Annotated in this window: 8 protein-coding genes; 2 read left to right on the forward strand and 6 right to left on the reverse strand. The window is 29.9% G+C overall.

What is annotated here, in order from left to right:
- Positions 1–144: 144 nt before the first annotated feature.
- The 3 genes from QBK95_RS22445 to QBK95_RS22455 form a co-directional block, all read right to left on the reverse strand.
- On the reverse strand, positions 145–744 hold the full coding sequence (locus tag QBK95_RS22445) for a hypothetical protein (protein ID WP_280936808.1): 600 nt from the start codon (positions 742–744) through the stop codon (positions 145–147).
- A gap of 288 nt (positions 745–1,032) precedes the next feature.
- A complete protein-coding gene (locus QBK95_RS22450; RefSeq protein WP_280936809.1) occupies positions 1,033–1,782 on the reverse strand; it encodes a hypothetical protein in 750 nt (249 codons plus the stop codon).
- Positions 1,783–2,306: 524 nt separating this feature from the next.
- Positions 2,307–7,874: a hypothetical protein gene (locus QBK95_RS22455; RefSeq protein ID WP_280936810.1), complete on the reverse strand. Its 5,568-nt coding sequence runs from the start codon at positions 7,872–7,874 to the stop codon at positions 2,307–2,309.
- A 345-nt stretch (positions 7,875–8,219) separates the two neighbouring features.
- On the opposite strand from QBK95_RS22455, the gene QBK95_RS22460 reads away from it, so the two are divergent.
- Complete coding sequence (locus QBK95_RS22460) at positions 8,220–10,310, forward strand: hybrid sensor histidine kinase/response regulator transcription factor (RefSeq protein ID WP_280936811.1); 2,091 nt, start codon at positions 8,220–8,222, stop codon at positions 10,308–10,310.
- Between the two features lie 364 nt (positions 10,311–10,674).
- On the opposite strand, the gene QBK95_RS22465 is transcribed toward QBK95_RS22460, so the two are convergent.
- Positions 10,675–12,036, reverse strand: a complete 1,362-nt coding sequence (locus QBK95_RS22465) for a site-specific integrase (protein ID WP_280936812.1) — start codon at positions 12,034–12,036, stop codon at positions 10,675–10,677.
- A gap of 272 nt (positions 12,037–12,308) precedes the next feature.
- On the opposite strand from QBK95_RS22465, the gene QBK95_RS22470 reads away from it, so the two are divergent.
- Positions 12,309–12,896 carry a hypothetical protein gene (locus tag QBK95_RS22470; protein ID WP_280936813.1) on the forward strand — a complete coding sequence of 196 codons (588 nt, stop codon included), beginning with the start codon at positions 12,309–12,311 and terminating at the stop codon, positions 12,894–12,896.
- 103 nt (positions 12,897–12,999) lie between these two features.
- On the opposite strand, the gene gapS4b is transcribed toward QBK95_RS22470, so the two are convergent.
- Positions 13,000–14,121, reverse strand: a complete 1,122-nt coding sequence (gene gapS4b, locus QBK95_RS22475; protein ID WP_280936814.1) for a GapS4b family protein — start codon at positions 14,119–14,121, stop codon at positions 13,000–13,002.
- A gap of 1 nt (position 14,122) precedes the next feature.
- Positions 14,123–15,076, reverse strand: coding sequence for a GapS4a family protein (gene gapS4a, locus QBK95_RS22480; protein WP_280936815.1), 954 nt, complete (start codon positions 15,074–15,076; stop codon positions 14,123–14,125).
- Positions 15,077–15,230: the final 154 nt, after the last annotated feature.

Raw genomic sequence — 15,230 nt, forward strand, 5'->3', positions numbered from 1 at the left:
TGACAATTTGCAACAAAAGGAAGAGAATTGCCAACATTTAAACACTTCAAAGTAACCATTATGAGATAATTAAAATAGAAATATTAACTTTGGAAAACTGAGCTAGTGCTTTTCATAGGACACGTTGTTGGCAACTGGCTTTTTTTATTCTATATCTGTCTCCAATTCTTTTCTCATAATATTTCCACAATTAATAAGTTTATTTATTAATTCATTGTCAATTTTTGTAGAGATTACTTTTCCATTAGATATTTTCTTAAAACGAGTGTTTTCTCCTAATTCAATTTTATAAATAGTGTCAGAAAAAGTTAATTTATTTTCATCGTACTTAAATTTTTCAAGAGGATATTTTTTTAAATATTTTTCATCTTCTGGAAAATGTTCTTGATAGATTATTTTAGAGAATTCAATTCCTTTTAAATATAATTCCTGTTTTATAAAACCTGATTCACCTTTGTAAATAGCGTTAATAAAAACTAATTTATTTTTAAAATAAAATCCATCAAGTCCACCACCACAAGTTGACATTAGTGAATATTCCTTCTTTTTTAAAAAACCGTTTAATTTCAAAGAATCTATTTCAACTACTGAAAATTCAAATTCTGTTTTTAAGTTAGATTGTTCAATGATATTCTCTACTTTTAAATCAGTCTTATTTTTTTCCGTTTTAGATTTTTTCCTATCTTTTTCTTTACAAGAGGAAAAAGTTAAAATCAACAATAAAATCGTTATTTGTAATTTCATTCTTTGCTTGTTACCAACTGGTTATATGCAATCAAATATATTGCTTTTAGGTTAAATATCTCCGGATAATAAAACATTTCCCTTGTTTTTATCTGAGTCTTTTTATTTCTGTAAAGCCGTATCTAATGAGTTTTGAACTTCTGTTAAATTTAGAGTACTCATTAGCTGTACTCACTTGTGAATAGTCTCTCTTCACTTCTATTATTAATAAACGAAGTAACACACGGTTAGAGTTTAGTAGCTTCCCTTATGTATCCCTTTACTACCGTTACCTTTTTTTCATTGCGATTAATAACGTTTTTTCTTCATGTATAAATTAGATTTAATGAGGTCGGCATCTACATATTTTAAAAACTTATTACCTGTCCTTACTCTTCCTAGACTAATACCTGTAATGAATTTTAAAGAGCCTTTATGTTCATTTGTTAATGGCATTCCATTTATAGTTAGAATTTTAAGGTTTTTACGGACTTCAATATGACCATACTCCATAGCTGCTCTTTTGTACTTATGAGCTGTCTTTTTACTAACATTGAGGCATTTTGCGAGATATAAACAAGGAAGAGGATAATAACCTTTTGATTTTTTATTAGTGCGAAGTCTGGCGCCACCTTTTTTTGGCACCGACTTTCTATCACACCATCTTTTGTAGTTTCTGTAATAGATAATTAAAACAGCACAACAAAAATTTCTTAAGTCCTCAAATGTTTCATTCTCATAAATTACCGCGCAGGTAGTTTTTATATCATAAATATCACATAATTTCCTATAGCTAATAACCCTTAGAGATTTTATATTAGAGTATGTTGTTATCCATTCATTTTGTATTAACCAAGTAAGGCAGTTTTTAACAGTTTTCTCGTTAAGTTGCAAGTGTTCTGCTATCTCTTTAGTATTTTCTAAATGACTATTTATATACTTTACATGACCACTAGAAGTAAATTTAAAGTATAGGTAAACTTTAAGATGATTTATCTTTCTGTTACATATACAATATTGACACAAGCCTACTGGTATGGAAGTATATAGTTCTTTCATATTCTAGGTTGCTTATAATAGTTAGATGTTAGAGGAAATAAATCAGCCTCTTCTAGAACTGGTTTTAATTCATATAATTTTTTAAACCCTAAGTAAACCTGGTTCGAGATTAGTTTCGTTCCCGCTACGAAGAAAACCAGTTGTGAAAACAACTGGTTTTTTTTATACTCGAAAATCTGATGTCTTATATAAAATATTTTTTTGTGCGAGCTTCCTAAAGTCCCAACGACGAAATGTAGTACAGGGGTTAACCTTGTTCTTGTTGTAAAATATAAAATACTGAAAAATCAATGTTTAACCTCTCGGTTTTTAACCTAAAAACTACCAACTTTAGCTTGTCTTTAAGTACAACGAATAGAGCTACTTTTAGAATTTATCTTATTTGCTATTTTGATTAAGTCTCGGTTTATTAATGTTTTATGAATGAAATAGTTAAAAAATGTTGCAACTTTATCAGAACTCTATCCGCCCCCTTTGGTTTATCATAAATTTTTGTGATAATATATCTTTATGGAAAAAGTAAGTTAGACGATTACATCATCTTTATATCTAGTATATGGTTTTACTTCTTTCCAATCGTATTGCTTGTGGTATTCTTTTTTGATTTCAGCTTTACCTCCGTTAGAGTTTATGAAATTTACCAAATTTGACATCATATTAATCCAATTAGCTGCCCCAGCCGCAAAAACAGCTTTATCAAAAGTTAATAGATTAGTAGTTCTATCTGCTCCTCTGGTGTAAAAAATCATATTTTCTCCATGGAGGTTATAGGCAAACATTCTATTACCAGTTACTGGGTGTTTTCCTGTTTCACTACCTCCACTGATTGTCGAAAAAACCCAAGAACTTTCATTATAATAAGAGGTTACAACTGCAGCATCATCAGGTCCTTTTAAATCTATATGAATAATTGAACCAATAGGATTTTCAGATTCCCATAGTACTTTGTCTTCTGGTTCCTTTAAAGGCCTGAATTTACTCCAACTAATTGTAAATTGTGTTAGATTAAGTCTAATATATTTAAAAAACTCTTTGTATTTCTTATCATAACGAGTAGGTAACTTCTCTATTTTAATAGAGAAAAGGTCTAAATTTAGATCATTAGAATTATTCACTAAGTTTATTCTTTGAACATAATAATCTTCCCCTCTATTTTTAACATTTTCATCTACAAATTTAGGAGGATAGAAATTTATAAGAGGTATCCAAGATTCTATATCGGATTTTTTAATTTTTTTACCTGTAGATAATCTTTCAAGTTCAAAACTCTCATTCGAATTCGAATATTTGAAATTAGCATTATTCCCAAGATTATCGACAACATCACCAAGATTCTCTGGAGCTATTATGCTTCCAGTACCTTCTTTCTCATATGATTTGGCAACAAACTTATTATAATCTTCAGCGCTAATTTCTCCATTTTCCAACATGCTTTTGGCATTTTTTAAAGCATTTAGATTATTCATTTTTTTCTGTACTCCTTTTTTATTTTTATTATCTTCTTTTAAAGATTCACCCCCATCAATTTGTTGTTCCAAATGTTTTTGAGTTAGTTTTTTAGCATCTTCATCGGAAATACTTCCAGCTTTTTTAGCTTTGTTAATGTCATTTTGTATTTCTTTTGCATTATTGGTATTATGCTGTTGTTTAGCTAGACTTGTTGCCATTTCTGCATATTTTTGTGCAGCAGCAGTATTAGCTTTGAATGTCTCTAAGGCATTATTTTGATTGGCAGCTAAACCAGTAATATCTCTAAAAGCATCGGATTTACCTAATAACTGATTTATTCCAGCCAAGCCTGCTGCAGGCGTTGGCGCATTTGGAGCATTTTGAATGTTGACCAATGGTTCGGCAAAATCTTTATAATTAGGTTTGTAATCTGTTATTGTAGGTGTTGGAGTTACGACTTGAGCTATTGGAGTGGATTCTTCCGTTCTGAATTTGTCCCAATCTTGAGAAGAATTTTCTTTTACCATTTCACAGGCATCACAAGATCCTTTAACCGCTTCCATAAATACGCCCCTTGTTGGAATACTTAATCTATAAGGCGGCATTGGGGTTAATGGTTTGTAGTAATCTAGTAATGGCGTTTCCAGAAACACATTATCTCCGATTTCTTCTAACATATAATTCCTTCCAACCTTATAACCATCTGCAACAGGAAAAACTAAGGAGTTACCAGCAATAGTAATAAGCTCATTTTTAACCACAGAAGCCAAACTTCGCATCACAGATTTTTGGCCTGTAGAAGCATATGTTTGAATATTAAAACCATCTAATAGCATAAATCGTCTATCCGGATCTAAGTTTGTCCATAAAATTTTGTTGTAATATTCAATATTACTATTAAGGTGTTCAATGAGTTCATTTACGATGTATTCATCTTCTTTTTGAGGATTGATTTTATCTCTTGAGGTAAGTGGTATATAAAGATTAGTTCCATCAAGAAGATCATCATTAACATATCCATTAAATATAGAGCCTTCAAAATGAGCTGTAGAATAGCTCATTTGTACTTTTCCAATATTCAGTTTTATAAAATTCTTCAATGCATGAATATCATCGTTTGTAGATACGACTGTCAGGTTTTGACTTTCTCCTCCTAAATCCTTCCTATTGCCTGGGAAATGACCGTTAAAATTAACATTTATACTCCTATTGCCACCTGTATAATTGGTTTCAGTAGAAAAATCCAATTTTGGTCCAATTGTACCATAATTTAATTTGAAGTGAAATGGATTTCCTGGTAACTCAATTGCTTCAACTTCAGTTTTTCCACTATATATGGCTATAGAATCTACTATTCTTGCAAAAACTAAAGGCAGTAAGTCTTTATAAAAAATTTCATCCCATTCGGCTATCAACCTTCCAGCATAATAATAATTAAGCATATCTCCAACTCCTGATTCTCCTTGATATCCTAAAATTTTAGAATATGTTTCCCAAAGTTCTTTATCAACATGACCATCTTCAAATATACTATCAGTAGGTACGTCAACTTCAACCCCAAGAATATTTGGAACTCGAACTTTAGAAAAAGTATTTACTCTTATTGCTTGGGCAGGAGGAACTCTGTCAAAATTATCATCAATGGATATAAAAGTGTCTTTAATTTTTGTTAGATGATATGTAACTTTTGTTTCATCTTGGACTCCAGCAGCTAAAAATGGACCAACAATAGGGATAAGTCCAAATAATCCTCTTTCATGATTTTTCGAGACATTTTCAACTTTTTTTGCAACGGCAAATGATTTAATTCGGTCATATTTTGTTTTTGGCCTTGGTATATTAACATTCATAGTAAAACGACCTTTAATTTGGGTTATAGTACCATCAGCATAAGTTTCATTTTTTTTAGGAAAATCAACCCTTTCATAATTTGTTTTAATTCTTTTATTAGCATCAAAAGCTTTTAATAAAGGGTGTTGTCGACGGCCAAAATAATAGGAATAAGATTTTAAGTAAGTATTGGAAGGAAGCGGTAATAAATTTGGAGCTAAAATATCTTTCCATTTATGAATATTTTCCGTTGTAAAATGTGTCATCAATAATGGCACAAAAACACATTCCTCTACATGCGATATTTCCTGAAAAATCGCGTAATGTCTTAATACTTCAAAATACATCATCGTTAGAGAATGACAGTGATTATGATTTGCAACGGTCTCTGTGGTTACCCCATATTGTTGACCTTGGGTAACTGTTGTAACTACAGAGGCATTTAACTGTCTATAACTTTCAGCATTTTGTGTAAGCGAATTACGAAGTTTTTCATCAAAAAACTGAGTTACATTTCTGGAACTATTTTGTGAAGCAGAAGAGTTGGCATTAGAAAACCCTCCAGCTACGCCTAATGAAGCTCCTATACCACCATAAGATCCAGAGGCCCCCAATCCTGCAGACATACCAGAAGTATGAGCTTTACTTCTCCCACTTAAGGCTTCATTGTTTATACCACCTAAACGATCTGTGATCGAGCGGTCATTAATTAATTGATTAGTAAGTCCTTCTTCTTGAGATGCACTTTGGGACTCTGCTCCACTTAACGAATGTGAAGATTCAAATACAACAATTTGTTTTTTCTGACCCGGAGCAAGTGGTAATGAATACACCAAATCTCCCAGTGAATATCCATCAGCTTTAAAAACGGACTTATAATGCAAGATATGTCCGGTGGCTATAGATACTGCTTGATAAAGCGATAAATTATCTTCGGCATCTGGCGCATCTTCCCAGCGGATAGGATTATCGATTCCTATTTCTTTTCTTCCTAAGCTATCAGCACCTCGTTTCAGATCATATTTTGTTTTACCTCCAACTTCTTTTTTTTCTAATGTGTAATTGCAGACATCGGGATCAGAAACTCTAACAATTGCATTATAACTATATTCTCTTAATGTTCTATTAGGGGTTGATAGATTTAAACAAGTACCTCCTATATCCTGTGTATATTCACCAGAATCAATCAGATCTGCCTGATCTGGTAACCGTTTCGCTTTGACCGGAGAATGGCAACCGCAGTCGTCATCTTCTTCTGATTTTGTGATTTCATCATCACTTAACAAGAGGTAGATAAAGTCATCCGAAATGGTTTCATTACTATTACTTGAATTAATCAATAGTTCAGCAGGACTATTAGGTATAAGCGATACTAGAGCTTGTGCTTCTAAATAATTACCATAGGGGTAATCCATAGAAAAATTACCTAATGTATCTGTTGTTGTTGCAGATACAATTTTGAAAGACTCGTCATCATCGATTTTTGCTTGTACGATTACCGTCAAATCATTTAGCTTATGGGTATCGCCTTTTTGTAAAACTTTTCCTCTTAATCTTTTTATACTTTTTGGATTACCAGTAACGGTGTCGATAGCTATATTACCAAAAGGATATTCTTTTACCTTAATTAGGATGTTTTGTAAACTCTCATCATCGGGATTATATTTTTCTTCCCATAAAACAGCACCATCAAAACCTTTTATTTTTATAGTTAGTAGCCCATTTATGGTATTGGTAACGATAGCTTCATCATTTTCAAACTCAAAAGGTATTTTGTTATCAACGATGCCATTTTTTGATGTATCCCAATTATATGACAATATGTTTATAGAATTACCATTTGTCGTATATTCAACTAATAATTCATAATTATCTAAATCGGATTTTGTTTTTTCTGTTTCAGAAAGTACCTCTAGAGAGCCTTTTATATCCACTGTTTGAATTTCTGGGACGGTTATAGGAAAATCAAATAAACTATTAAAATTGTCAAGAATTTTCGGCATAAAATTATCAGGAAAGGTATACTTGTCTTTAAAAAACTTTTGCCAAAAATCAATATAAGAAGTTCCGATTACTTCCATAGAGTTAATTTTCGGAACATTTTCGTTTAAAGAAGTAAGTATTTGGATAAACTCAAGAACTATTATGTTAGGGATTTTAAATTCCAGACTTCCTAAGTCTAGTGTGTATTTAAAAGCTTCAAATATACTTTTGTTAATTATAAAAACTCTGGAATCTTGTTGATTTGGTAGTGCTTTTAACCCTTCTTCATTAAAGGTAATATCAATTTGAAGTGAATCATCTATTTTCTCTTTTAATTTTTCAAGGTTGTAATTATTTGCTTGATGACTTTTACCATAAGTTTCTTCAAATTTTAGTAATTCCTTTTCATAGTTTTTTTCATCATAATCACTAGAAAAAGAAGATTTTTGATAGTAAATACCTTCATGTTTATTTGATGATAAGAGTTGACCAAACTCATCTGTTATTTTTATTTCGAAGTAAAATGAAAAATCATTAATATTCTTATCCTCATTGGGGTTTAAAATTTCTATAAAATGATATCGGAAAAAGCCATAAATATCTTCAGAACTTGTTCCAATCAGTTTATTTAATGGTAAATCAAATTGATAGGTGTTGTTATCTAGATTATGTGAAAATTTGAATGATTTATGGTTACTAACAAATCTTCTAATACGATTATTATGATTTCTAAATGAGAATATTGGAAGAATAACCTCAATTGTTACTTTGTCTATATTAGTTTGATTAGAAGTGTTTTCGTGCAAAAAAGTTTGTTGTAAAGATGGCATAATTTTTATGTGTTTTAAGATTTAGTAATTGTTGGAAATAGTAAGACTGGTTAGCTTTTTGACAATTATGCACTAAGGAGGTTACACGCTATTCTCTGTAATATATTTTTGAACAGTTTTAATTCTGTTTTAAAATTAAAAATACTTGGACTCAATTTTTAATCAACTTGTATCAAAAACAAGTCAATTATTAGAAGGTTCTTGTAATTGAATTTAGAATATCAAAAATCTGTCATGTCATATCATAAATACTTCAAATTAAGTGTCCTGAGGAAGGAAATTTTGTGTTTAATCTTTTAAAAAAAGTATTTTTGAGTAACACACTCTCAAAAACCTGAAATTTCTATGAAGTTTACCTCTTTAAAGAATAGATACCGGTATTTTATTTCATTAGGTTCCGAAAAAAACACTTCTAAAAGTGAATTAAAAAAGATAAAATTATTTAATGTTTTTTGCTATGTATGGCATTTGTTAACGATACTAATGCTTATTGAAATACCATTTGAAAAAGAAGAGAATAGTTTGATAACATTGCTTGTTTGTATGGTAATGGTAGTTCTCATAATTGGTATTCAATATATACATGCTAATTATAGTTATTCTCTAGCTCGTATTTTGTTTGTGTTTAACATTATTATCTTAACTTTTATTTTTTCGAATTATACGTACAAAGGAGAGCTTTTGGAATATTATTTTTTATTCCCTTCTGCTATAAGCCTTATTTTTATTGATAGAAAACTGATTAATTATATCGCTTTATCTATTTCCTATTTGTGTTTTGTAATTCCTAATACGTTTTTCTTTGATCATTATGATATAAATCCATTTAACGATATATCTGTAACATTTCTATTTTTTAGCATTTTTATTTTAGTAAATTATTTTAAAAATTTAAATATCAAAAATGAAAAAGCACTTCAGATTAAAACTACAGAATTAGAAGATTTGAACGCGTCTCAGGCACAATTTTTCATCAATATTTCTCACGAAATCCGTACTCCTTTAACTCTTATAAAAGGACAAGCAGATACCCTCAAAGAATTTCAAAATATAATACCACAATTAATTGATGTTCAGGATGAGTTGAATGTTCAAAGCAATAAGATTGCTGTTATGGTAGATGATGTTCTGGATATTGCAAAAATGGAGGCGGGTAATTTTAGATTAGATTTTAGCAATACTAATATCTCTGAATTAGTAAGTAAGATTTATAATTCTTTTGAATCTAATTTCAAACAAAAGGATATTCATTATGATCTAATAAAAAATTCTAAAGATTATATGATAACAGCAAACGAGGTTTATTTAGAAAGAGCCTTAAACAATATCATTATAAATGCTTTAAAATATACTGATCGGGAAGGAAGCGTAACAATAGGGTTAAAAAGAAAGAAAAAGGAAATAATTATATCAGTAATAGATACAGGGATTGGAATATCTCAAAAAGATATAAATAAAATTTGTAATCAATTTTATCAAGCTAATAATGACATTAATAAAGCAGGAGGAAGTGGAGTGGGACTTGCATTTAGTAAAGAGATTATTGAATTGCATAAAGGGAAATTACAAATAAGTAGCAAGCCAGAAGAGGGAAGCGAATTCAAAATAATTTTGCCATTACAAGAACATAAAACTATTGCTAAAAGTAAACAGTATAAAAAGGTTGAAAAAAAGACAACAGAGCATATAGATACTTTGGATATACAACATCTTAATAATCATAAAATTTTACTGGTGGATGACAATTGGGAGATGAGAAAATATCTAAAAAGCATTTTAAAAGAGAATGAATGCTTAGAGGCAGAGCATGGAATCCAAGCATTAGATATGATAAAGAATACTCAATTTGATTTTATTATTGTGGATTATATGATGCCCAAAATGAACGGTCTTGAATTTATTCAATCGTTAAAAGCTCAGAAATATGATATTCCGATACTGATGCTTACGGCTAGAACCGATAAAGAAAGTAGGTTAGAAGTTTTTAGGTCAGGTATTGATGATTATCTTAATAAACCTTTTGACAGGGACGAACTATTGATACGAATTCATAATTCCTTAAACAATTATCGTAATAGAATTAAATTTATAGAAAAAGAGAATATAGCATCAAGCGAGATTGAACAAGATAATAGTTGGATTAAACAAGTTGAGAAATATATAGATCAAGAATGTTCTAACTCAAAATTAAAGCTGGATGATATTGCAGAACAATTTAATATTTCGATAAGTACATTGTCAAGAAAGATAGAAGCTGCTACTGGGCAAAAACCGAAAGAATTTGTAAAGGAAATTAAGTTGCAGAAAGCAAGAAGAATAACCGAAGATAATCCTGAAATATCGTTAAAAAAACTTTCGTTAGAAGTTGGGTATGCGCATAGTTATAATTTTTCTGAAATTTATTTTAAGCGGTTCGGAAGTAGACCTTGGAAGTAATTGGTTTTGACGTTTATTAAAGAACAAAAGGTACGTACCACTTACGTACCGCAAATACGTACCTATTTGTATGGATTTGTAACGATTTGTAGTGATTTGCAAGCATGGTTCTTTAGTAAAATCCTTATAAACAGAGAGGTATAAATGTAACTTTGTAGTCTCATAACCCGAAGGTCACAGGTTCGAGTCCTGTTCCCGCTACTATTAAGCTACTGATTTTCAGGGGCTTATCTTTTTTATAAGCGTTTCAAAACAGTACTCCAAGCACGGTTTTCAAGCACGGTTGTAGTGCTTTATCTTTATAAGGCACATATTTTGAGAGGGTTATAAGTTTTTTTAAACATTGTCCTTTCGGGTAGATATTTCAACTTCCAAATATTTTAAGTTTTTTTATTGTTTTTGAAATAAGTCTTTCGTCTATATAGTGCCTTCTTAAAACTTCGCTAGATGAATGAGAAGATAGTAATTTGGTTTCTCCTTTTATAGTTGCATTCAAGTAAGTTAAATATGTTTTCCTAAGATGCTTAAATTTTATTTCTCTTCCAGTATTTAGTTGTTTATAAAAATGTGTAAATCCTTTAGATAAATTGTCTTTTATTGTAGATGCTGTGGTGATTCTCTCTGGGTGGAGAATATACTTATCAGCGCCTATTTTTTCTTCTAAACCCAATTTGTATAATAGTTTCAATAATTCGTTTGTTATAGGGATAATTTTTGGCTGTACATTGGCATTAAAACCTTCGCCTTTTTGACGTTCAACTTTAAAGTTTCTTATCTCAATGAAATGTGGTTTCTCATTTTTGAAATGAATCATATTCCATTTCATCTTCACAATTTCTTCTCCTCGACATCCTGTCTGTAGCGCCAGTTTAATGCCGTTTTTTAGATAAGGTCTATATCGTTGTTTATAGTATGATTCTTTAGCGTTATTAATAAGCTGTTTGCCTAATTCTGGTTTTATTGTTTTTAGTAAAGCTTTATATTCTTCTTGATAAATAATATCTTTTCTGATTACACCTTGTCGTCTTTTAACCTTGTTAAAAGGATTATTTAGAGGTAGATTAAACCTCTGTATAGACCAATTAACATATCCTCTGAGGTAATCCATTTTATTATTATAAGTAGAGTATGAATATTCCATAGTATCTAGTAAGTAACTGTGAAATACTCCTACGTGTTCATCTCTAATAGCGATAAGCGGAATGGATGAAATATTTATTTTACTACTTTCCATTGCCTTATTGAATAATTCTAGGCTATACTTTATTTCATTGATGTGTTTTTGTATACGTTTTACTTTTTGATGGTCAGGTATTTTTACATTTGAAAGATATAAGGTATATTCTATTTGTGCATCTATAATAAGAATGTTAATTCCTTTTATTGTGCTTTCTTTTGTGTTGATTATTTGAACTTCAGATTTTATTTTTTTCTCGAAATCAATAGCTTCTAAAATTGCGTTGTTATAATCTACAGAACTAAGGTTTTTAGACTTAGTTTTTCCTTTTTTATTGGGTAAATATACTCTCACTTTATATCTGTGATCTTTAAAGAAATTGCATAAAGAAAATACTGTGGTAGTTTCATTGCAGATAGGTTCTTCGACTTTGGTTATACCTTTATTGGATTTGATGAATTTATGTGTCCACGAAAAGTTTTTACGACAGCGATTGCAGTAAATAAATAATCCTTTGTGTTTTTGTTGGGGTAATTCTTTTCGTTTCATTCTATAGTGTTTTTAAGTAGGTCTAAATAGCAATATTTAGATGTTTGAAAGAAATACTGCTATCTCTAAATTTGGTTAATTTCTTTGCTTTTTTTAGATTAAAAATAGCTTGATAATTCCTTTATAAAGTTGCACTATAGTTGAATGGTAAGAATATAAGGGTGAATGTGTTAATTTCTATACGTGAAAAGTTAGATGTTATGTTGTAGCCAACTAATGCTAAAATAGTTTTTAATATCTTTCTAAAGAATATAACTATATTGTTGTAAAAAATGAACTCAGATAAACTTACTTATCTTAAAAGAGTGCTAGAGCATAAATTATCTATTCTTGACTTTGAAGAGAAAATTACAAAGTATGATAGGCAATTGGGAAAGATACTTCAAACTCCTGCTGATGAATACTCGAATTCAGGTAATATAGAGTATGGTATCGATAATATTTTAGATGCTGTTAGTGCGGTGAATTATCCATTAGGATATTTAAGATCAAAAAGGGATACCTATCAAGAAATCCTAGAATTATTTGAAAAAGAAGAAAAAGAATTGGAAAGTATTTTAATCCCACTTCCTAATCAAGATAACCTTGATGATCTTTTATTAGATGGTTTAGATTTATTAGACGAAGAACCTTCTGAAAAGCATTTCTTTGATTGTAAACTCACTGATGAGGATTGGGGTGCGGAAGGTTGTGCCTGTCCTGGAGCTTATGTATATAGAAAATACTTATCAATTGGATTAAGTGAAGAAGACGCTAAATTAATCTCAAATTATGTTGATTTTGGATCTGTAATGGAAGAACAGGAAAGAACTAAAGCAGAGGAATTATATCAGCACCATAAGTTTTTAAATATTAAATAGGGATTAAATAACAAATAGATAGTATTAAAACAACAGCGTACATTAAAAAATCGGTTGTTCTTCTATATATCCATCTAAAAGGCATTCTCCTTTTTAGTTAGTTTTATATTTTTAATGTATTGTAATGATAGATTTTGTGTGCATTAAGTGATTCAAAAATTGCTCTTTCAATTTTTTTTCTATTAGCTGAGTCTCTATAATTTCTATCAATACTGATTTTCATTGTATAGAATTGGAACTCCAAATTATCTGTTTCATTTAATTTAAAATCTGGAAAGGCAAATTCTACTGAACAATTTCCACTCCCTTGTGCATGATTGAATTTATATTTAACTATCATGGAGTGTAAGTGAATACATTTTCTGTATTCTAACTTTGAAAGTAAGACATGTCTTCTTAGTACATTACCTTTTAAATTTAAATTTTCTATGTCCTTTAGGAATTCTTTAGCATCATCAGGTAAATCTTCTTGAGAATCCGGACTAACAGAGATATTCTCTACTTTACTAAACTCGAGAAAGTCAATATTATCCAAGAATTTCATGAAGAATAAAAATCTATCTTCATTAATAAATTGAGAAAACAAAATCCTCTCGAAAGTATCTTCCCTATTTACAGAGTTGGTCTCTTTGAAATGATTCTCCATTTGTTTGTTTAAAGTGTCTACTAATTTTTGAGTTCCCTTAGAACTAAAAGTTTTAGTAACACTTAAATGTAGATGCCCATCATTTTTTAACTCATAAACTATCCCTCCTCTAAATTTTCTTTCCTTGTTATGAATATCTTTAATCTCAGAATGTTCTTTTATTTCAAAATCAAGCTCAACCTTATCTTGTCTTCCATCTACTTTTTTAAAGGAAGGTATGCCAATTAGCTCCATTCCAGATTTATAAGTGTACATTTCCTCTAAGATTTGATGTAATTTGATAGTTTGAGGAATAGATTTTAGTAAATTAGTATCACCTTTCCAGGGAATACTTGCGGTTCGATATTTCTCTTTTTCTTCTTTATTTTTTTTAAACTCTAAAATGTTCTTATACTCATCAGGGCTCAATAGAGTACACATGAGTTCTGGCACTATTTTATCTTTATTATACTTAGATAAAAAGATTCCTTTTGATTTAATTACTTTTTTTAAGTCATTTTCTGTGAGTTCAGGTTTAACTAAAACAGTTCTTATAAGTTCTCCATAAGGGAGCTGGTATAATGAAGAGTTATCTTCCATATTATTCAAGATTTGAAAGGTTTTTAAAATCTAAATCAAGAGAAACCACTTTTATAAGTTTTATAAAACTACTATCCGTAAATCTTGATTTTACTTTTTGAATCAAGTCATCATGGTCGTAAGAATTATAATCCTTGAAAGCTAAAAAGATTGAAGTTGTTGCCTCTAATTTATCAAAGGTTTTTGCTAGACTAATAATTTGAGCAAGGTGTTCTTCATCTATATTTTCTCTACATGAAAGCAAAAAATAAATTTTATCATTCATTTTAAACCTCATAGGAAGAATATCATATGCAAAAAAGTCTAGAGGAAATATATCTCCAAAATTTTCATTGTAATTAGCCTTTAGGTTTAGGCCTGTAGAAGGATATACAAATGAATAATTCTTAGAGCTTAAAGAAGCTATTCGTGATACTGTCTTGTAGATGAACTGTAACCTTGCTGAATCAACAACAATTAATCTATCAAAATTTATAGCTAGTGATTCTAGTTGAGATTTAGACAAATCTTCTATAATAGAACTTTCATCTTCTTTTGAGTTTGACAACCAAAATAATACCCCCGTAACACGAGTACTTTTAACAGCCATAGCATTTTTTTCTATATCCTTTTTCTCATCTGAATAATGAAAACACTCTAAACCAGTAGCTAAATCAATAAAGTGTTCTTTAAATTTGTTACGAGGTGAACCAGGGTATTTATTCTTAGTATGCTTTACGGATATGTATCCTATTTCTAAAACCTCTGATTTTAAAGGGGAGTTATAGTGAATCAATCCATCAATTCCGTGAGAGTTTGACTTAGAATTAGTTCTTAATTCGGCATGTTCCTTTTGACTCTCACACTCCATACGGAGATTACCTCTATAGCTAGGAAAACCTAATAGTTCTTTGAAAAATTTCTCAATAATAGATTCACCATGTTCTCCTGATTTTTTGGATACTTCTCCAGACATAGTTATATTTTAAATTATGTAATTTATCATAAAATAGTTGGCTGTTTAAAGCTACATTCATTTTCTTATAAAAAAAATTTTTAACGGGAAATTTCTGCAGATCTGTGATGCTCTATATAAATTACCCCAGTTATCCTTGCTTTTAATTTCCTCT

The sequence above is a fragment of the Aquimarina mycalae genome, from assembly GCF_029906345.1.
Lineage (GTDB): Bacteria > Bacteroidota > Bacteroidia > Flavobacteriales > Flavobacteriaceae > Aquimarina.